The 19,033-nt window shown below is 70.1% G+C and carries 18 protein-coding genes; 11 read left to right on the plus strand and 7 right to left on the minus strand.

Annotation, left to right across the window (positions count from 1 at the left end; genetic code table 11):
- Nucleotides 1-21 precede the first annotated feature (21 nt).
- Nucleotides 22-420, minus strand: coding sequence for a carboxymuconolactone decarboxylase family protein (locus HWX25_RS01720; RefSeq protein ID WP_175906695.1), 399 nt, complete (start codon nucleotides 418-420; stop codon nucleotides 22-24).
- A 370-nt stretch (nucleotides 421-790) separates the two neighbouring features.
- Here HWX25_RS01720 and HWX25_RS01725 point away from each other — a divergent pair, with 370 nt between their 5' ends.
- The 5 genes from HWX25_RS01725 (at nucleotide 791) to HWX25_RS01745 (ending at nucleotide 5,676) form a co-directional block, all read left to right on the plus strand.
- Nucleotides 791-2,479: a collagen-like triple helix repeat-containing protein gene (locus HWX25_RS01725; protein ID WP_244138721.1), complete on the plus strand. Its 1,689-nt coding sequence runs from the start codon at nucleotides 791-793 to the stop codon at nucleotides 2,477-2,479.
- 120 nt (nucleotides 2,480-2,599) lie between these two features.
- Nucleotides 2,600-3,883, plus strand: a complete 1,284-nt coding sequence (locus HWX25_RS01730) for an isoprenylcysteine carboxylmethyltransferase family protein (RefSeq protein WP_175906697.1) — start codon at nucleotides 2,600-2,602, stop codon at nucleotides 3,881-3,883.
- 233 nt (nucleotides 3,884-4,116) lie between these two features.
- Entirely contained in the window at nucleotides 4,117-4,266 is a 150-nt protein-coding gene (locus HWX25_RS01735) for a hypothetical protein (RefSeq protein ID WP_156441416.1), read from the plus strand.
- Nucleotides 4,267-4,371: 105 nt separating this feature from the next.
- Nucleotides 4,372-5,049 carry a histone acetyltransferase gene (locus tag HWX25_RS01740; RefSeq protein WP_175906699.1) on the plus strand — a complete coding sequence of 226 codons (678 nt, stop codon included), beginning with the start codon at nucleotides 4,372-4,374 and terminating at the stop codon, nucleotides 5,047-5,049.
- Nucleotides 5,050-5,103: 54 nt separating this feature from the next.
- A complete protein-coding gene (locus HWX25_RS01745; protein WP_175906701.1) occupies nucleotides 5,104-5,676 on the plus strand; it encodes an NADPH-dependent FMN reductase in 573 nt (190 codons plus the stop codon).
- A 36-nt stretch (nucleotides 5,677-5,712) separates the two neighbouring features.
- On the opposite strand, the gene HWX25_RS01750 is transcribed toward HWX25_RS01745, so the two are convergent.
- Genes HWX25_RS01750 through HWX25_RS01765 form a run of 4 tightly spaced genes read right to left on the minus strand, consistent with a single transcriptional unit; the run spans nucleotide 5,713 to nucleotide 10,560 of the window.
- A complete protein-coding gene (locus HWX25_RS01750) occupies nucleotides 5,713-6,348 on the minus strand; it encodes a DUF2894 domain-containing protein (RefSeq protein WP_175906703.1) in 636 nt (211 codons plus the stop codon).
- Nucleotides 6,345-6,989: an OmpA family protein gene (locus tag HWX25_RS01755; protein ID WP_175906705.1), complete on the minus strand. Its 645-nt coding sequence runs from the start codon at nucleotides 6,987-6,989 to the stop codon at nucleotides 6,345-6,347. The genes HWX25_RS01750 and HWX25_RS01755 overlap by 4 nt, the downstream gene beginning before the upstream one ends.
- Before the next feature lie 3 nt (nucleotides 6,990-6,992).
- Nucleotides 6,993-9,800, minus strand: a complete 2,808-nt coding sequence (locus tag HWX25_RS01760) for a DUF802 domain-containing protein (RefSeq protein ID WP_175906707.1) — start codon at nucleotides 9,798-9,800, stop codon at nucleotides 6,993-6,995.
- Nucleotides 9,801-9,810: 10 nt separating this feature from the next.
- A complete protein-coding gene (locus HWX25_RS01765) occupies nucleotides 9,811-10,560 on the minus strand; it encodes a DUF3348 domain-containing protein (RefSeq protein WP_175906708.1) in 750 nt (249 codons plus the stop codon).
- A gap of 454 nt (nucleotides 10,561-11,014) precedes the next feature.
- On the opposite strand from HWX25_RS01765, the gene HWX25_RS01770 reads away from it, so the two are divergent.
- A complete protein-coding gene (locus HWX25_RS01770; RefSeq protein ID WP_175906709.1) occupies nucleotides 11,015-12,226 on the plus strand; it encodes a hypothetical protein in 1,212 nt (403 codons plus the stop codon).
- 122 nt (nucleotides 12,227-12,348) lie between these two features.
- On the opposite strand, the gene HWX25_RS01775 is transcribed toward HWX25_RS01770, so the two are convergent.
- Entirely contained in the window at nucleotides 12,349-12,987 is a 639-nt protein-coding gene (locus tag HWX25_RS01775; protein WP_059532414.1) for a LysE family translocator, read from the minus strand.
- A 152-nt stretch (nucleotides 12,988-13,139) separates the two neighbouring features.
- Here HWX25_RS01775 and HWX25_RS01780 point away from each other — a divergent pair, with 152 nt between their 5' ends.
- From HWX25_RS01780 to HWX25_RS01790, 3 genes are all read left to right on the plus strand, one after another.
- On the plus strand, nucleotides 13,140-13,604 hold the full coding sequence (locus HWX25_RS01780) for a GNAT family N-acetyltransferase (protein WP_175906710.1): 465 nt from the start codon (nucleotides 13,140-13,142) through the stop codon (nucleotides 13,602-13,604).
- Nucleotides 13,604-14,179: a hypothetical protein gene (locus tag HWX25_RS01785; protein ID WP_175906711.1), complete on the plus strand. Its 576-nt coding sequence runs from the start codon at nucleotides 13,604-13,606 to the stop codon at nucleotides 14,177-14,179. The genes HWX25_RS01780 and HWX25_RS01785 overlap by 1 nt, the downstream gene beginning before the upstream one ends.
- Before the next feature lie 160 nt (nucleotides 14,180-14,339).
- Nucleotides 14,340-15,716: an FAD-containing oxidoreductase gene (locus HWX25_RS01790; RefSeq protein ID WP_175906712.1), complete on the plus strand. Its 1,377-nt coding sequence runs from the start codon at nucleotides 14,340-14,342 to the stop codon at nucleotides 15,714-15,716.
- Between the two features lie 53 nt (nucleotides 15,717-15,769).
- Here the strand turns inward: HWX25_RS01790 and HWX25_RS01795 are convergent, their stop codons facing one another.
- On the minus strand, nucleotides 15,770-16,663 hold the full coding sequence (locus HWX25_RS01795; protein ID WP_059690309.1) for an SDR family oxidoreductase: 894 nt from the start codon (nucleotides 16,661-16,663) through the stop codon (nucleotides 15,770-15,772).
- A 94-nt stretch (nucleotides 16,664-16,757) separates the two neighbouring features.
- Here HWX25_RS01795 and HWX25_RS01800 point away from each other — a divergent pair, with 94 nt between their 5' ends.
- Together HWX25_RS01800 and HWX25_RS01805 are read left to right on the plus strand one after the other, a co-directional pair.
- Nucleotides 16,758-17,627 carry a helix-turn-helix transcriptional regulator gene (locus tag HWX25_RS01800; protein ID WP_059818645.1) on the plus strand — a complete coding sequence of 290 codons (870 nt, stop codon included), beginning with the start codon at nucleotides 16,758-16,760 and terminating at the stop codon, nucleotides 17,625-17,627.
- 140 nt (nucleotides 17,628-17,767) lie between these two features.
- Complete coding sequence (locus tag HWX25_RS01805; RefSeq protein WP_175906713.1) at nucleotides 17,768-18,997, plus strand: cyanate transporter; 1,230 nt, start codon at nucleotides 17,768-17,770, stop codon at nucleotides 18,995-18,997.
- Nucleotides 18,998-19,033: the final 36 nt, after the last annotated feature.

Raw genomic sequence — 19,033 nt, forward strand, 5'->3', positions numbered from 1 at the left:
CCGCGACGCGCCGCGTGCCGGTCAGCCTTCGTCGTCGGGCAGCGACAGCCCGAGCTCCGTGATGACCTCGCGCGCGCTGCGGAACGCCTCGACCGCCGCCGGCGCGCCCGCGTACAACGCGCTGTGCAGCAGCACCTCGCGGATCTCGACGAGGCTCGCGCCGTTGTTGAGGGCGCCACGCACGTGGCCCTTCAGTTCCGTGCTGCGGCCGAGCGCGGCCAGCATCGCGCAGGTACAGAGGCTGCGCGTCTTCAGGTCGATCCCGCCGCGCTGCCACGTGCTGCCCCACGCGTGCTCGTTCAGCCAGTTCTGCAACGGACGCGAAAAACCGTCGAGATCGCGCATCGCACGCTCGACGAACGCGTCGCCCATCACCTCGGTGCGGCGCGCCTTGCCCTGTTCCCTGTCCTGTTCGCTCATGTCGTGTCCTGTCTGAAGTCGTGGCCGCTTCGGCGTTGCCCGCGGCCGGATGGGTGCGCTTCATGTTCGCGGCACGCGGACGTTTCGTCAAAGACCGTGTCCTCGGGTCGTGGCCGGCCGCGTCACGCGCGGAACGTCGGGTCGAACGCTACGTAACATCCGGCCCGGCGTTACGGTTCCTTACGGGAACATCACGGCGAGTGCGCCGGCACGTCCGGCGCCTCCGTCTCGCGAAAGCGCCATTCCTCCGTTTAAATCGCGTCGATATTCCCGATTCCCGCAACAAAGCGCTGTCGCGTTTCGCGAAAGGTGTCATGGCGCGGAATTTGCAGTAATGGCCCGGACACAACTTCCAATGTCGAGGCCTCCAATGCACCATTACTTAAAGAAGTCGGCGGTATCGCTGGCCGTCCTGTCGCTGCTCTCGCTGTACGGCTGCGGTTCGGTCGACGGACCGGTCACGCCGTCGATCAAACCGAGCACGTCGGGGACGTCCGGCACTTCGGGGACTTCAGGGACGTCGGGCGGCGGCTCGTCGGGCACGTCCGGCGGCGGTAGTTCGGGGACGTCGGGGACGTCGGGGACGTCGGGCACTTCCGGTACGTCGGGCACTTCCGGTACGTCGGGTACTTCCGGTACGTCGGGCACTTCCGGTACGTCGGGCACTTCCGGTACGTCGGGCACTTCCGGTACGTCGGGCACTTCCGGCACCAACGTCACCCCGCTCGGCAACGTCCTCCAGCAAACCGGCACGCTCGTCACGGCACTCGGCACGACGGTCGCGAACGGCGGTTCGCAGATCGGCGGCGTGCAAGTTCCGGGCACGAACCCGACGACGGCCACCAGCATCGGCAACGCGGTCACCAGCCTCGGCAACGGCGTGCAGTCGCTCGGCAACGGCGTCGCGGCCGGCCTCGGCTCGATCGGCGTGTCGCCGAACCCGCTCGGCCCGACGCTCACGTCGACCACCGGCCTGCTGACCGGCGCCGGCAGCGCGGTCAACAACCTCGGCAACGCGGTGACGAGCCTTGGCACCGGTCCGCTGTCGCCGCTCGCGCCGGCGACGACCCTGGTCGGCAGTCTGGTCAACACGGTCGGCACCGCGGTCAACTCGACCGCATCGGCGCTGAACACCGCGCTGAACAGCGCACCGGTCCAGCAACTCGAGACGCAGCTCGGCAGCGTGATCAACCCGATCACGAACACGCTGACCGGCGGCGCCACGACGCCTGGCGCCACGCAGATGCTCGGCGGCGCAACCCTGCTCGGCGCCCCGCTCAGCGGCCTGCTGAACACCCTCGGCAGCGGCCTCGGCCTCGCCGGTACGCAGGTCGGCAACGCGACCGGCAACCCGGTCGGCACGAGCGCCGGCAGCAGCGTGTCGCAGCTCGGCAACACGGTGTCGTCGGCTGGCGGCCTGCTGTCCAGCGGCAGCTCCAGCAGCGGCACCAACCCGCTCGCGCCGATCACCGGTCTGCTCGGTACGCTGACGGGCGGGCTCGGCGGCGGCAGCAGCTCGAGCGGCTCCGGCGGCACCAGCGGGACGAGCGGCACCAGCGGCGGCCCGCTCGCGCCGATCACGGGCCTCCTCGGCACGGTGACGGGCGCGCTCGGCGGTCTCGGTTCGAGCGGCACCAGCGGCACGAGCGGCACGAGCGGCACGAGCGGCACGAGCGGTACCACCGGCTCGGGCATCGGCGGCCTGCTGGCACCGGTCACCGGCCTCGTCAACTCGCTGACGCCGCTTGGCGCAAGCCTCACCGGCACGGTCACGACACCGGGCGGCAACCTGACCGGCAACCTCGGCGGTGCGCTGACGAGCGGCCCGGTCGGCACGCTGACGGGCTCGCTGACCTCGCCGGCCGGCGCGCTCGGTGCGCTCGGCACGGCCAGCCCGGGCGGCGCGGCCGGCACGGTAACGACGCCGTCCGGGAGCGGCACCGTCACGACCGGCCTCACCGGCACTTCGAACGGCACCACCACGGCTGGCGCGACCAACCTGCTGGCACCGGTGACGAACCTGCTCGGCGGTCTGCTCGGCGCCGTCCCGAAGAAGTAACGCTTCACCTATCAGAACCACAGGCCAGTGGCCGGGCACATACCAATCCAAAGCCCGGCCGACGGCCGGCGTCACCCGCCAGGTGGGGGCGCCGGCCCTCATCCCGACGAGGATCCGATCATGAACTCCACGCTCGACGGCATCGCCGCGGTCCAGGACCGCCCGCCCCGTTCCGCCACGCCATTCCGCGCGGGCCTGCTCGGCATCGCGGCCGGCCTCTTCGCGCTGTGGATCACGCGCGACCAGCCGAACCTCGACGCGGCCACGCGCGCGGTCATCGCGAGCCTCGCGATCATCGGCACGATCGCGCTGCACGAAATCTTCATCTCGCGCGTCTACCTGCGTCCGAGCGCGGGACTGTCGCGGCAGGCCGTGCGCCCGCTCGGGCTCGCTCGCGTCGCGACGCGGCTCGGCGCGCTGACGTCGATCTACGCCGGCATCGGCATGATCTACTGGCTGCTGCCCGAATATCACGGCGCGTTCTACCTGCCGTTCTGGTCGCTGCTGCGCTCGCTCGCGCCGTACGTGATCGTCGCCGCGCCGTTCTACTTCGCGTGGATGGATCGCCACCAGCGCGAAACCGACGACGCATACCTGCTATGGGGCCGCTACCTGTTTCGCCGCGAGAAGCCCGCGAGCTGGCAGCCGGTGCGCGAGATGCTCGCCGGCTGGGGCGTGAAGACGTTCTTCCTGCCGCTGATGACCGTCTACCTGTCGAAGGATGCCGATCACCTGAGTGCGTCGCTTGCGAACGCGCTGCACGCGCCGATGACGCTCGCGACGTTCGTATTCCTGTACGACCTGTCCTTCACGATGGACCTGATGTTCGGCACCGTCGGCTATCTGTGCACGTTCCGCATCCTCGACAGCCACGTGCGCACCGTCGAGCCGACCACGCTCGGCTGGGTCGCCGCGCTGATGTGCTACCAGCCGTTCTGGTCGCTGATCTCGAACAACTACATCCGCTACGAAGGCTCGCTGTTCTGGGACAACTGGCTGCTGTCCGCGCCGACGCTGCGCGTGATCTGGGGTGCGGCGATCATCCTGCTACTGATGACCTACGCGCTGTCGACGATCTCGTTCGGGCTGCGTTTCTCGAACCTCACGAACCGCGGGATCATCACGTCGGGCCCGTATCGTTTCACGAAGCATCCGGCGTACATCACGAAGAATCTGTCGTACTGGATGGTGTCGGTGCCGTTCGTCGAACCGCTCGGCTGGCAGGTCGCGCTCATGCACTGCGCGGGGCTCGTCGCGGTCAATCTGATTTACTACACGCGGGCGAAGACGGAGGAGCGTCATTTGATGCGTGATCCTGACTATCGCGCGTATGCCGAGTGGATCGCGCAGCATGGGTTGTTCGCGCGAATCAGGCAGGCGTTCGGGGCGCGGCAGGCGGTGTGAGGCGGCGACGGGCAGCCGGGCAGTATGTGATTTCGAGACAACCGCCGGCAAACGGCATCGACACACCCGCCCCCTTGCGACCAATTGTCGCGAAACACCGCGATTTGCCGCGTTTCGTCGCTTTTCTCCCGCAGTCCGATTGCCCGCCCCGTGCCCGTCGCGTATGGTGCTGACCGTCCGCGCGCCTGCCGCCGGACCTCCGACCGTCGTCCCGCACGACGGCCGCGCGGGCCGTGCCCGCCATCACCGTCTCCGCGGCACCGCCTTCGGCGCCGCGCGTTCATGAGGAGAGAGGCGTGATCCACAAAGTCCTGATCCTGTTCGCACTCTGCATCGCGGGCCTCGCCGCGATCGCCGCCGGTTTCCAGCACATCCCCAGCTGATTCGCGGCCCCGGCTCGCTCGCCGAGCCCGGGGGCCGCTGCCATTTCCTTTCCCCGTTTGCGATGAACCCCTTTCTCGATGCGCCCGGGACGGGCGCCTTTTGCCATGCGTATCGACGTACAGCATTCCCAGCACGACATCGACGATGAACTCGACACGCTCTACGCGCGTCTGCACCAGCCGGGCCATCGCCTGCACGGCCTGCCGGCCGTCGCGCTCGGCGACTCGGGCCTGATCGTCCGCCACCGCGAGGCCGACGGCGAATACTTCCTTTACGTCGAGGATCCGTCGGCCCGGCAGCTCGCCGGCTACACGATCTTCAACCGGCTCCCCGAACTGCCGCGCCGCGCGGACCGCTACCTGCGCGCGCCGCACACGCGGCTGCGCGGGTCCGCGCAACGCAAGGGGCTCGCGACGACGCTGTATCGATGGGGCCTCGACGCGGGCCTGTGCCTGATCAGCGGCGCGCGTCAGTCGATCGGCGCGGCGCAGCTCTGGACCGCGCTCGCGCACGACTACCGGCACGGCTTCGTCGACGTCGAAGGCCGCGCGCTGCGCTATCTCGGCGAGGCCGTCGCGGACGACGTGCACGGTGCGCTGCATACGCGCCGGCTGTTGCTCGGCAACGGATGGACACTCGGCGACCTGGCACGCGTAACCGGGATGATCGATACGCTCGCCGTGGGACGTCAGGATGTGAAGTTTCCGCGGGAAGGACGCGAGTGGCATCGCCTGCACCGCGTCGCGAACGCGCGCCACGTCGCTCACGCACCGATGCGATAATCCGTCGGATTCGCGCGGCGTCGCCGCGCAAGCCACCCTCCCCGACGCTCCTTGATGGCTTCCGAACTCCGAACCGATTCCGAACGCCGCATCGACATCGTCGCGCTGTGCGGCAGCCTTCGCGCGCAGTCGTACAACGCGGCGCTGCTGGACGCAGCCGCACGCGTCGCGCCGCGCGGGATGCGCATCACGCGTTTCGATCGTCTCGGCGAGTTTCCGCTGTTCAATCCCGATACCGAATATCCGTCGCCGGCCGCGGTGCGCGACCTGATCGAGCGGCTGAACGCGGCGGACGGCGTGCTGATCGCGAGCCCGGAATACGCGCACGGCGTGACGGGCGTGATGAAGAACGCACTGGACTGGGTCGTGGGATGCGAGGCCGTGGTGTACAAGCCAGTCGCGGTATTGAACGCGTCGCCGCGCGCGACGCATGCGGACGCGGCGCTGCGCGAAACGCTGTCGGTGATGTCGGCGTGCATCGTCGAGCGCGCGTCGATCACGTTGCCGATCCTCGGCAGCCAGCTCGACGCGGCGGGCATCGCCGCGCATCCGCCGTTCGCGTCGGCGCTGACCGACGCGTTGCACGCGCTGCGCGCGGCGATCGACGCGCAGGCGCCGGGTCGCTAGACGACAACCCGCGCGGCGGCCGGCCGAGGTCGTGCGTTATCGCGCCTTGGCGCGCGTGGTCTTCCTCGCGGGTTTCGTCGGCTTCGCGACCTTCGCGCGCGGCGCTTCCTTCTCGGGCTGAGCGCCGCCGCCGGCGAGATCCTCGAGCCACGCCAGCGCATCGATGTACGACATGAATTGCTGCAGGTATTCCGGCGACAATTCGCGCATCGTCGCGAGCGACCGATGCACGAGACTGTTCGAATTGAGCGGCCCCGCGTTGCGCGGCACCTGGTCGAGCGACTGGCGATACTGCTGTTCGGTGCGGACCTTCGACCACGTCGCGCGGAAGTAGTCGATCAGTTCGGGATCGATCCCGTTTCGATCGGCCTGCGCATCGCGCGCGAGCTGCTCGACGAGCCCGCCGAGCAGGCCGTGCGCGGGCGCCCGGGCGGCGGCTTGCGCCGTCTCGCTCGCGGCTGCCGTCTCATCGGCTCGCGCGACGATCTCCGCAAACCATTCCAGCAGCGTCGCGAGCCGCGCATCGAGCAACGCGCGCGCGTCGCCATCGAGCGCGGCCGCGCGCTTTTCGAGCGCGTCGAGCCGATGGAAGCGCACCGGATCCAGCCGGTCGGCGCCCTGCTCGCGCCACGCGTCGAGCGTCGCGCGCACGTGCGTCGCGTCGTCCGTCACTTCGCCTTCCCCCCGCTCGAGGCGGTCTTGCGCGGCACCGGCGCGATCTCCACGCGGCGGTTCTTCGCGCGGCCTTCATCGTCCGCATTCGAGCTGACCGGCTGCTCGGAGCCGAACGCGGCCGCGAACACCGACGGCGCCGGCACGCCGGCGTCGATCAGCGCACGCGTGACCGTCAGCGCGCGCTTGGCCGACAGTTCCCAGTTGTCCGCGAACTGGCGGTTGCCGGCACGCACCTGCTGGTCGTCGGCGAAGCCGCTGATCATCAGGATCTCGTCGCGCGTCTTCAGGTACGCGGCCAGCGGCGTGGCGAGCGTCTTCAGCAGATCGCGGCCCTCGGGCTGCAGCTGGTCGGAGTTCAGCGCGAACAGCACGTTGCCGCTGATGCCGATGCGTCCGTTCACGAGCGTCACGCGGCCGGCCGCGAGCGGCCCGGCGAGCGCCTCTTCGAGCGACTTGCGCTGCTGCGCCTCCTGCTGGCGCGCACGCACGGCTTCCTCGAGCTTCGACGTGAGCTGCAGCTGCATGCCGATCACGCCGACGAGGATCAGCACGAATGCACCGAGCAGCACCGACATCAGGTCGGCGAACGCGGGCCACACCGGCGCGGAAGGCGCGCCGTCGTCGATTTCGTCGTGCATGCGTTACGCTCCGACCGAGGCCCGCCGACCGGCGATCTGCTGCAGGTCCTCGACGATCTGCTTCTGCGACATCATGCTCAGATCGATCACCTCGCGCGCCTGCGCGACGTAGTACTCGAGCTGCTCGTCGCTGCGCGCGAGCGATTTCTCGAGCGCGGCCTCGATACGCTGCAGGTGGTTCAGCAGCTTGTCGTTCGATTCGCCGAACACCTGCACGGCCGCACCGAATGCATCGCCGAGGCTCGCGACCTCGACCGCCCCCGCCGTGACCTGCGCGGCCACCGAATCGAGCTTGCGCGTTTCGGCATCGACGGTGTCGTTGAAGCGCGCGCCGACGCGGTCGAGCAGGTCGGCCGACGTGCTGACGAGCGCGTCGATCGCGGTGCGCTGCTCGGTCGACGCGTGGTTGACCGCGCCGAGCAGCGTTTCGAGCGTCGCGAGCAGGCGGCTGCGCTCCTCGAGCATCGCGGTGTCGCGCACCATGCTGTCGGACAGACGCTGGCGCAGTTCGGCGACGACGTCGGCCGCGGCCTTCGGCGCTTCGGATGCGGCTTGCACGAGGCGCGAGATTTCGTTGATCGTGTCGCTCGCGTGCACCTGTGCCAGGGCGGTGATGTCGTTCGCGGTGCGGGTCAGCGTGTCGCAGATGTCCTGCTGGCGCGTCGCGGCCTGTGCGCTCGTCCGCGCCCATTCGTCACGCAACGCGGCGGCCATGGCAGCGAGCGAGTCGTTCCATGCAGCCAGGCGTGCTTCGTCGCGTTCGGCCAGTTGCGTTTGCAGGCTCGCGTGCGATTCGCGAATCGTCGACAGCAGGTCGTTCGAACGTTGTTCGAACGTGGACGCCTGTGCCGTGAGATCGCGCGTCGTTTGCGCGAGCGCATCGCAGATTTCCTGCTGACGGCCCGCGCTGTGCACGCCCGCACGTTGCCATTCGTCGCCGAGCTTCGTCGCCATCGCGGCCAGCGAAGCATTCCACGTCGCCAGACGTTCTTCGTCACGCGCGGCCAGTTGCGTTTGCAGGCCCGTGTGCGATTCGCGAATCGTCGCAAGCAGATCGGTCGAACGTTGTTCGAACGTGGACGCTTGCGCCGTGAGATCGCGCGTCGTCTGCGCCAGCGCATCGCAGATTTCCTGCTGACGGCCCGCGCTGTGCGCGCCCGCGCGCTGCCATTCGTCGCCGAGCTTCGCAGCCATCACGGCCAGCGAATCGTTCCACGCCGCCAGACGTTCTTCGTCGCGCGCGGCCAGTTGCGTTTGCAGGCCCGTGTGCGAATCGCGAATCGTCGACAACAGGTCGTTCGAACGTTGTTCGAACGTGGACGCTTGCGCAGTGAGATCGCGCGTCGTCTGCGCCAGCGCATCGCAGATTTCCTGCTGACGGCCCGCGCTATGCGCGCCCGCGCGCTGCCATTCGTCGCCGAGCTTCGCGGCCATCGCGGTCAGCGACGCATTCCACGCCGCCAGGCGTTCCTCGTCGCGCGCGGCCAGTTGCGTTTGCAGCGCCGCATGCGACTCGCGCATCGCGGCAAGCGCCGCGCCCGAATGCCGCTCGAACGTCGCGGCGGCTTCGCCGAGCGCCTGTGCATGCTGGCCGGCCAGCGTCTCGCCGACCTGCTCCTGGCGCGCGAGCGCATCGCGCCACGCGTCGGACAGCCGGCTTTCGGTCGATTCGAGGCGCGTCGCGACGCCGTCGAGCAGGGCCGTCGAACGCTGCGCGAAGGTGTCGGTGAACTGGCCGAGCGTCGTTTGCAGCTGCTGTGCGACGGCATCGCCCGCGCGGCGCTGCTCGTCGAGCGCGCGATTCCAGACGGCCGTCACGTTCCCGGTGGTCTTCTCGAAACCGTCGGTCAGCCCGTCGAGCTGACGCTGCACGGCGCCCGTCACGGTGTCGCGCAGCGCGGCCATTTCCTGCGCGAGCCCCGCCATCGTCGCCGCGACGACCGGCTGCAGCGCGGCACCGGCCACGCGCGCGCTTTCGGCCGCGCTTTCCTTCAGCGCATCGCCGACGTTTGACGCCAGGCCCGCATACGCGCGCTCGGTCCGATCGAAGAATGCCTGCTGGCTTTCGATCTGGCGATCGTGCAGCGCGACGCTGCGCGCCTCGAGCGTCGTCATCATCGTCTGGAGCCGGTCGACCAGCACCGGCATCACGTCGGCCTGGCGCTGCAGCAGCCGGAACGATTCGTCGCGCTGGTGCGCGGACGAATGCACGCGCAGCGTCGTCGCGATCTTCGCGTCGAGCTGCTGGCCCGCGTCGAGCCGTTCGCGGCGCACGAGCGCGGACAGAAGACCGAGCATCGCGGACGTCGCGACACCCGCGATCGACGTGCCGAACGCGAAGCCGAGACCCTTCACCGGCGCGATCAGCGACGCGCGGATCGCGTCGAGGTCGGTCGCGCTTTCGAGCGCGGCGCCCGTGCCCTTCAGCGTCACGACCATCCCGAGCAGCGTGCCGAGCATGCCGAGCAGCACGAGCAGGCCGACCAGATACGGCGTGAGCGATGGGCCCGGCAGCGCGACGCGCGCGCCTTCGACGCGTGCCCGCACGGCACCGCGCAGGCCCGGGGGCAGCGTATCGAGCCACGTGTCGAGCTTCGCCGGCGGTTCGGTCAGGCCGTCCACCGCGTGCGACAGCGCGGCGGTGGCCTGCCGGTAGCGCCGCAGTTCCCACGCACCGGCGACGTAGCACGCGCCGATCAGCAGCGTGACGGCCGTCGCGAGCGGGTTCGACGCGATATAGCCGACGCCGATCCAGCACACTGCGAGCAGACCGGCGATGAAGACAACGAGATCAAGACGAATTCTGGACATAGCGTAGGGATTAGCAGGTACGAAGGGCCGCGAGCAGCCCGTCTACCGTTTGAAACCGGACTTCGAGTTCGGCGAGCAGGATGCTTTGCATCTCGTTGCGGAACGTGTCGAGCCACGTGCCCGGCACGATCGCCGCGACGGACGGTGCGTCGCCCTCGGCAGCGGCGTCGGCCGCCGCTTGCGCGTCGGCGAGCGCCTGCCGTTCCGCGTCGCGCAGCCGCTCGAAGCGCGTGCCGAGCAGCGCGGGCACGGCGGACAGCAGGCTGCGCTCGCGCGCGCCGAGCACGCGCTCCATGATCGCGTCGAGCGTCGCGAGCCGCGCCATCCCGGACGAGCGTGCGGCGACCGCGACCCGCAGGCGGCCGCGCAACTGGCCGATCGCGGTCTCCATTTCCTGCTGGAGCGACAGACAGCTCTGGCGGAAATCGGCGAAGTCGGCCGTGTCGGCGGGCGGCGGCGGCAACTCGCCGGGGCGCCGCCGCGTGCGCGGGCGGTGGGCGGCCGTGATCGCCTGCGCGAGGTCGTGGCGCACGCGCGCGCAGTCACGCTCCGCGTCGTAACCACGCACGCCGGCCGCGACGCCGGGCGGGCTCGCATTCAGCGCGGACGACAGCGTGATCGCGTCGGTCCAGCCGAGCCACTGGCTCAGGCGGTCCGACAGCGTCTGCCGGGATTCCGCGACGTCGGCATCGGTCAGGCGCGCGAGCAGCCGGACGAGCGTCGGGCCGCTCAGTGCCGGGCGCGGGGGTGCTTGCACCATGCTGCAAACCGTCAAAAAAGGCAGCAGTTTACACGTCGTCGGGAGGTCGACCGCCAGAATCGGGGAAGCGGCCCAGCCCGGCATGCCGCGCAACCGGCCCGAACGCCCGCAGCACAAGGCTCGCGGGCCGATCGCCGGGGATTCCCGGTGCGCCGGCGCGGCCCTGGCCACGCATCCGGCTGCCTTCCGAAGCCGCCCCGGCGGACGCCGGTTCACGCCAGACCATAATGTTCGCCCGCATGCGTTTCCGTCACTGACGTGCGGTACCATCGCGACACCCGCCGCGCGATTCGCGCCCGATGCGGGCCCGCGCCGCTTTGCAGCCGGCGCGCGGGCCGCCGGACGCACATGGATATCCGGCCGATATCCGCGGGACGCAGGCGGCGCCCCGGGAGACGGGCGCCGCCGCCCATGACAACGACTGATAACAGACGGGCCTGCCCGACCGCTCACGATGCTTTCCGACTTTGTCGCGCGCCTGCGCGAGCGCTTCAGCAAACCGCCTACCCGGCAGGACTTCGCCGCCCGCCTGATCGCCGCGCTGCGCGCGACCGGCGACACGCGCGAGTGGCTTCACGAGGACGACAAGGGCCGTCTCGTGCAAGCGGATGTCCCGTCGAACATCATCAACCTGCACAACCTGTTCCGCGACTACGCGGACGCGAAGCCGGCCGAGCGCGAAGCGACGCTGCAGCGGCAGGCGAGCGCGATGATGCAGCACGAGATTCCGGCGAACTTCGCGGACGTCCGTGCGCGACTGCGCCCCGTGATCCGCAGCGCGACGGAGCGCGGCACGGTCGCGCTGCAACTCGCCGGACAGCCCGCCGCGTCGGAAGTCGCGTTCCGGACGCTGTGCGAGAACCTCGAGATCGGCATCGCGTACGACGGCGAATTCAGCGTCGCGCGGCTGACGAGCGCACGGCTCGCCGAATGGGGCGTCAGCTTCGACGACGCATGCGACATCGCGATCGACAACCTGCGCGGTGCGTCGTCGACGCCGTGGGCCGCATTGCGCGACGGCGTGTTCCTGTCGCAGTTCGGCGACTACTACGACGCGGCGCGGCTATTGCTGACCGATCTGCTGCACCGCCAGCCGATCTCCGGCGCGCCGGTGGTGATGGCGCCGAACCGGGCCGTGCTGCTGCTCACCGGCGACCGCAACGCGGCCGGGCTCGCGACGATGGTAGAACTCGCGGAACAGGCGCGCGCGCAGCCGCGTCCGCTGCCGCCGCTGATGCTGCGCTGGGACGGCGCCGCGTGGCGGAATTTCGTTCCGGCAGGGCTGGAAGCGAAGCTGCACGCGTTGCGCGTGGACGAGCTCGCGGGCGACTATCAGGATCAGCGGACGCTGCTGGACGACCTCCACAAGCGGGACGGCATCGACGTCTTCGTGGCGTCGTACACCGTGTACCGGCGGCAGAACGGCGAGCTCTTCAGCGTCGGCGTGTGGAGCGACGGCGTGTCGACGCTGCTGCCCGAGACGGACATCGTCGTGCTCTATCGGGAAGCGACGCGGCAGTCGGCCCACGTGCCGATGGCCGCGCTGCGGGACGCCTGCGGCGACCTGATGACGGCCACCGCGCACCGGCCGGTGCGGTATGAAGTGACGGCGTTTCCGGACGACGCGCGGTTCGCGGCCCTGCTCGAACGGTTTCCGGCGGCGTGACGCGCGCATGCGCGTCCGGGGGGCGGTGATTCGAAGCCGTGGCGCCGCCCGCGACGCCATGTGCCGGAATGACCGGCCGTGGCGGCATGCCTTTCAGGAATGCAACGGCGCCGCCGCTGCCGTCAGATCCCCGCCTTCGGCGCGTTCAGGATCAGCCGCAGGCCGAGCAGCGTGATCGCGCCGGCCGCGACGCGGTCGACCCACTTCTTCGCGCGCAGGTAGAGTTCGCGCGGCCGGCGGGTCGAGAAGCACAGCGCGACGAGCGTGTACCAGCCGAATTCGACGCCGAACACGAGCGGCGGCAGCGCCAGGTAGCACCAGAGCGGCGGATGCTGCGGCAACAGCGCCGCGAAGATGCTGCCGTACCAGATCGCCGTCTTCGGGTTGCTGAGCTGGGTCGTGAGGCCGGTCCAGAACGACTTGCGCGCGCTGCCGGCGACGACGGCCTGCGAATCGTCCATCGCGATCGGCCGGTCGGCGCCGCGCCAGATCTTCGACGCCATGTAGATCAGGTATGCGCCGCCCGCGAGCTTGAGGCCCACGTACAGCCATTCGACCGCCTGCAGCAGCGTGTAGAGCCCGGCCAGCGCGACGCCGCCGAACGCGATCCCGCCGACGCCCATGCCGAGCGCAGTCGCGAGCCCGTCGCGGCGCGACAGCCCGATCGAATTGCGGGCGACCAGCACGAAACTCGGGCCCGGAATCATCGCGCCAAGCCACAGCGCGGCCAGAATGGCGAGTACGGCAGCCGATGCAGTCATCGAAGTCTCCTTGATCAGCGACGCCGAAGCGCCGGCGCCTGCGTGTCGAATCCCGACGGTGAAGTCGACGATTCTGGCACGCTTCGCGGGCCGCCGGAAGCACCCGCGCGCTGCTATGCTGGGTGCGGTTTCCGCCATCGCGCCACGCCCCCATGATCGAGATCCGCGCCGCCCGCTATCCCGACGATGCCGCCGTCGTCGAAGCGATTTTCCGCGAGTACATCGCGAGCCCCGCGGTCAGCCTCGCGTTCCAGGACTATGAGCCCGAACTCGCCGCGCTGCCGGGAAAATACGCGGCGCCGCGCGGGCAATTGCTGCTCGCGTGGCGCGGCGAGCATGCGGTCGGCTGCGCGGCGTTTCGCGAAATCGACGCGACGACGTGCGAGATGAAGCGCGTGTACGTCCGCCCCGAAGCGCGTGGGCTGAACGTCGGCCGCCAGCTCGTCGAACGGCTGCTGCGCGACGCGAAGGCGACCGGTTATGCGCGGATGTGTCTCGACGTACTGCCCGAATTCGTCGTTGCAAGGCAACTGTATGATTCGCTCGGCTTCACGCCCGCGCCGCCCGTGGCGTTCAATCCGGTGCCCGGCACCGCGTTTCTCGGGCGGGATCTGTGATGGGCAAGACCGCGCACCGCGCCCTCCTCGCGCTGCTCGCCGCGCTGTCGTCCGGCGCATGGGCCGACGGCCTGCCGCAATCCATCGCGACTCAACTGCCGTCCGGCTACCAGCCGCTCGTCGCGCAAGCAGGGCCGGACCTCGGCGACGGACGGCGCAGCTTTCTCGTCGTCGTGCATCGCGCGGCCGATTCGCGCGGGCAGCCGTCGCCCCGCCCGCTGCTGATCTTCGAGGAGCGGCCCGATCACGCGTACCGCCTCGCCGCGCGCAACGACCACGTGGTCCTGCGCGCGAACGAAGGCGGCCAGTGCGATCCGTTCGATCCCGAAGACGCCGCCGACAGCGGCCTCTCGGTGAAAGGCCGCTATTTCACCGTGCAGAACTTCGTCGCGTGCGGCCAGCACTGGAGCGACTACGTGACGTTCCGCTACGACCCGCGCGCACACGGCTGGCTGTTCGCCAGCGAGATCTACACCGAATCGTTTCCGCTCGACGACAAGCCCGACGAAGTCACCGTCACGCGCGCCGATGCGCACCGGCCGGTGACGTTCGGCCAATGGCGGCGCAAGGACTGAAAAACCGTCGGCGGACCATGTTCCGCCGCTTGCATCAGCGCAACTCGCCTCCCCTCGCCAACCGGTCTACCATAGGCGCTCGTCGCCGTTCGGGCGCGCGCCGACGCGGCATGCGTCTTGCGCGCCCCCTTCCCACGTTGAACCAGCGCAGGAGGACGTCATGACGCAACACTTCGACGCGATCGTCATCGGCACGGGCCAGGCCGGTCCACCGCTCGCCGCGCGGCTCGCGGGCGCCGGCATGAAAGTGGCGATCATCGAGCGTGGCCGCTTCGGCGGCACCTGCGTGAACACCGGCTGCATTCCGACCAAGACGCTGATCGCGAGCGCGTACGCGGCGCAGCTTGCACGTCGTTCGGCCGAATACGGCGTGTCGGTCGGCCCCGTCAGCGTCGACATGAAGGCCGTGAAGGCGCGCAAGGACCGGATTTCCGGGCGCTCGAACCACGGCGTCGAACAATGGGTGCGCGGGCTCGAGAACACGACCGTGTTTCAGGGTCATGCCCGATTCGAGCGGGCGAACGCGGTACGCGTCGGCGACGAAGTGCTCGAAGCCGACCGCATCTTCATCAACGTCGGCGGGCGCGCGCAAATTCCGCCGATGCCGGGCCTCGACTCGGTGCCGTACCTGACCAACTCGACGATGATGGACGTCGACTTCCTGCCCGAGCATCTCGTGATCGTCGGCGGCAGCTACGTCGGGCTCGAATTCGGTCAGATGTACCGCCGCTTCGGCTCGCAGGTGACGATCGTCGAGAAAGGATCGCGTCTGATCCGGCGCGAGGACGAGGACGTCTCGCAGGCCGTGCACGAGATTCTCGCGAACGAAGGCATCGACGTGCAGCTCGATGCGAACTGCCTGACCGCGCGACGCGACGGCGACGGCGTCGCGGTCGGCCTGGACTGCACCGGCGGCCGCCGCGAGGTCGCGGGCTCGCACCTGCTGCTCGCGGTCGGCCGCGTGCCGAACACCGACGATCTCGGGCTCGAGCAGGCCGGCGTCGCGGTCGACGCGCGCGGCTACGTCACCGTCGACGATCAACTGCGCACCAACGTCCCCGGCATCTGGGCGCTCGGCGACTGCAACGGGCGCGGCGCATTCACGCACACCGCGTACAACGACTACGAGATCGTTGCGGCCAACCTGCTCGATGACGATCCGCGCAGGGTGTCCGACCGCATCACCGCGTACGCGATGTACATCGATCCGCCGCTCGGCCGCGTCGGCATGACGCTCGCGGAAGCGAGGCAAACCGGCCGCAGGCTGCTGGTCGGCACGCGGCCGATGACGCGGGTCGGGCGAGCGGTCGAAAAAGGCGAGAGCCACGGTTTCATGAAGGTGATCGTCGACGCGGACAACCATGCGATCCTCGGCGCGTCGATCCTCGGCGTGACGGGCGACGAGGTCGTGCACGGGTTGCTCGACGTGATGGCCGCCGGCGCGCCGTACACGACGATCAGCCGCGCGATGCACATCCACCCGACCGTGTCGGAGCTCGTGCCGACGCTGCTGCAGGACCTGCATCCGGTCGAATGACGCGCGACGGGCGTGCCGGCCGAAAACGACGGCACGCCCCGCGCATGCGCGCATCAGGTCTCGAAGTACCTCGGCCGGTCGATGTCGGCCAGCAATCCCGGCTGCACCGGCGCCCAGTCGAGCAGCGCGCGCGTACGCTCGCTCGTTGCGGGCGCATCCATTCCCGCGAACATCGCGAACCAGCCGAAATGCTCGCCGGCTTGCGCGGCCGATTTCGACACGACCGGCACGTTCAGCCGGCGACCGATCACGTCCGCGATCGCGCGAAACGGCACGCCCGTATCGTCGACCGCGTGATAGCGCGCGCCGGACGCGCCGCGTTCGACCGCGAGCCGGTACACGCGCGCCGCATCGAGCCGGTGCACGGCCGGCCAGCGGTTGCCGCCGTCGCCGAGATACGCCGACGCGCCCTTCTCCCTCGCGAACGCGATCAGGCGCGGCACGAAGGCGTGATCGCCGTCGCCGTGCACGGACGGCGGCAGGCGCACGACCGACGCGCACACGCCGCGCGCGGCCAGCGCGGCCGCCGTCGCTTCCGACGCGCGCGGATAGGTCGCCGACACCGGCACGTGCGGATCGTCCTCCGTCGCCGCGCGGCCGGGCGCGACGAGCGCGAGGCCCGACGTGACGATCAGCGGCCGCGCCGACCCCGCGAGCGCCGCACCGATCGTCTCGATCGCGCGCCGGTCGAGCTCGCAGTTTTCCGCGAAGCGCGAGAAGTCGTGATTGAATCCCGTGTGGATCACCGCGTCGACGGCCTCGGCGCCGCGCGTCAGGCTGTCGAGATCCTCCAGCGACCCGCGATGCACCTCGGCACCCGCTGCCGCGACCGCCTCGGCGGCCGCGTCGGAACGCGCGAGACCGAGCACCGCATGCCCGGCGGCCACGAGTTCCGCAACGACCGCGGAGCCGACGAAACCCGACGCTCCCGTTACAAAGACACGCATTTCGACACCTCCGAATGAATGAGAGGCTTACTATCTGTCGACCGTCGCGCGCGGTGAAGCCGTGACGGTTTACCGGTAAACGAACTAACAGGCTATGGCTGACGCATCCGACAACCTGCTCGGCGCGTACCTTCGGGATCGCCGCGAGAAACTCGATCCGGCCGCGCTCGGGCTGCCCGTCGCGCGCCGCCGCACGCCGGGCCTGCGGCGCGAGGAAGTCGCGCAGCGCGCGCACGTGAGCGCCGCGTGGTACACGTGGCTCGAACAGGGGCGCGGCGGCGCGCCGTCCGCCGACGTGCTCGACCGGCTCGCCCGCGCGCTGCTGCTCAACGACGCCGAACGCGAGCATCTGTTCCTGATCGGCCTCGGCCATCCGCCCGAGGTGCGCTATCACGCGAGCAGCGACGTCACGCCGCGCCTGCAGCACGTGCTCGATTCGCTCGACGCCAGCCCCGCGATCGTGCGCACGGCGACGTGGGACGTCGTCGCATGGAACGACGCGGCCGCCGCGACGCTGACCGACTATGCGACGCTGCCGCCGCCCGCGCGCAATATCCTGCGGCTGATCTTCGTCGATGCCGGGGTGCGCTACGCGCAGCAGAACTGGGAACGCGTCGCGCGGTTCGCGGTGGGCGCGTTTCGCGCCGACATCGCGCGCGGCGGGGCAACGCAGGCCGTGCAGACGTTCGTCGACGAGATGCGTGCGACGAGCGCCGAGTTCGACGCGATGTGGCGCGATCACGACATCCATTCGCATGACGAAGGAACGAAGGAGATTCGTCATCCGCAGGCCGGCCGGATCGCGCTCGAATACTCCGCGTTCTCGGTGACCGGCCGCCCGGACCTGAGCCTCGTGATCTTCACGCCGGCGACGCCGGCCGATCGTGCGCGCATCCGGACGCTCGTCGCCGCGCGTGAAAAGGCCCGCGAACGGGCCGACGAACCGCACCTGCCGGCCGCGTAGCGCGTCGAAGTTGCGCGCGGCGCCGCGCCATCGCAATCCGCACTGACACCCAGTCGAATATTTAATTTTCACCTGGGTAAGCGCGCCTTTACCCTTTCGGCATCGCATCACAGGGCCACCGGCCCGCCTGGAGCATTCCGATGACCGACCCCGGCACCGCGCAAGCCGTCCCCCGCCCGCATGCGGCTTCCGTATCCTGCGGCGCACTCGCGTTGCTGGTGCTCGCCGGCCTCAACCTGCGGCCGTTCCTGACCGCGTTCGGCCCCGTGCTCGACATCGTGCGTGCCGACACGGGCCTCGGCTTCCGCGCGGCCGCGCTGCTGACCACGCTGCCGTTCGTGCTGATGGGCGTCGTCGCCGGCGTCGGCGTCGGGCTCGCACGACGCGTCGGCGAGCAGCGCGCGCTCGCCACCGCGCTGGCGCTGATCGCCGCGGGCTGCGCCGCGCGGCTGTGGACCGGCAGCAGCATCGGGCTGGTCGTCACGGCGGTCGTCGCGGGCGCGGGGGTCGCGGTGGTCCAGTCGCTCGCGCCGGGCCTCGCCAAGCGCTGGTTCGTCGACCGGCTGCCGCTCGCGATGGGCCTCTATTCGGCCGCGCTGGTCGGCGGCGGCGCATTCGGCGCGGTCGCGAGCCCGTGGCTCGCCGCGCACGGCGGCTGGCATCTGTCGCTCGCCGTCTGGGCCGTGCCCGCGCTCGTCACGCTCGCGCTGTGGCGCGCGAAGGCGCCGCGCGACGCGGTGCATGCCGCGACGGTTTCGGCGCCCGTCACCGCGTTCGTCCGAATTCCGCGCGCATGGCAACTCGCGCTGTTCTTCGGCCTCAGCAACAGCGGCTACGCGAGCCTCGTCGCGTGGTTGCCCGCGTTCTATCGCAGCGTCGGCCTGAGCGCGCAAGCGAGCGGCAACCTGCTTGCGTGGATGGCGCTGTTCCAGGCCGCCGGCGCGCTCGCGATGCCGCTGCTCGCGAAACGCTCGCATGAGCGCCGCCCCGCACTGTGGCTCACGCTCGCGTTGCAGACGATCGGCTTCGTCGGGTTCGCGACGATGCCCGCGCTCGCGCCGTGGCTGTGGGTCGCGAGCGTCGGCGTCGGGCTCGGCGGCTTCTTCTCGATGAGTCTGATCGTCACGCTCGACCACGTGCCCGATGCGCGGCTCGCCGGCGCGCTCGCCGCGTTCGTGCAGGGCATCGGCTTCCTCATCGTCGCCGCGAGCCCCTGGCTGATCGGCTGGCTGCGCGACGCAGGCGGCAGCTTCGCGATCGCGTGGTGGCTGCATGTCGGCGTGATCGCGTCGATGGCCGCGTTGAATGCCGCGTTCTCGCCCGCCGGCTACCGCCGCAACATGGCGCGCATCGCCGGCGCCGCGCGCTGACACAGAACCACCGGATTCCCTGACCCGGACGAACGC

The organism is Burkholderia sp. BCC1640, assembly GCF_902833125.1.
Taxonomy (GTDB): domain Bacteria; phylum Pseudomonadota; class Gammaproteobacteria; order Burkholderiales; family Burkholderiaceae; genus Burkholderia; species Burkholderia diffusa.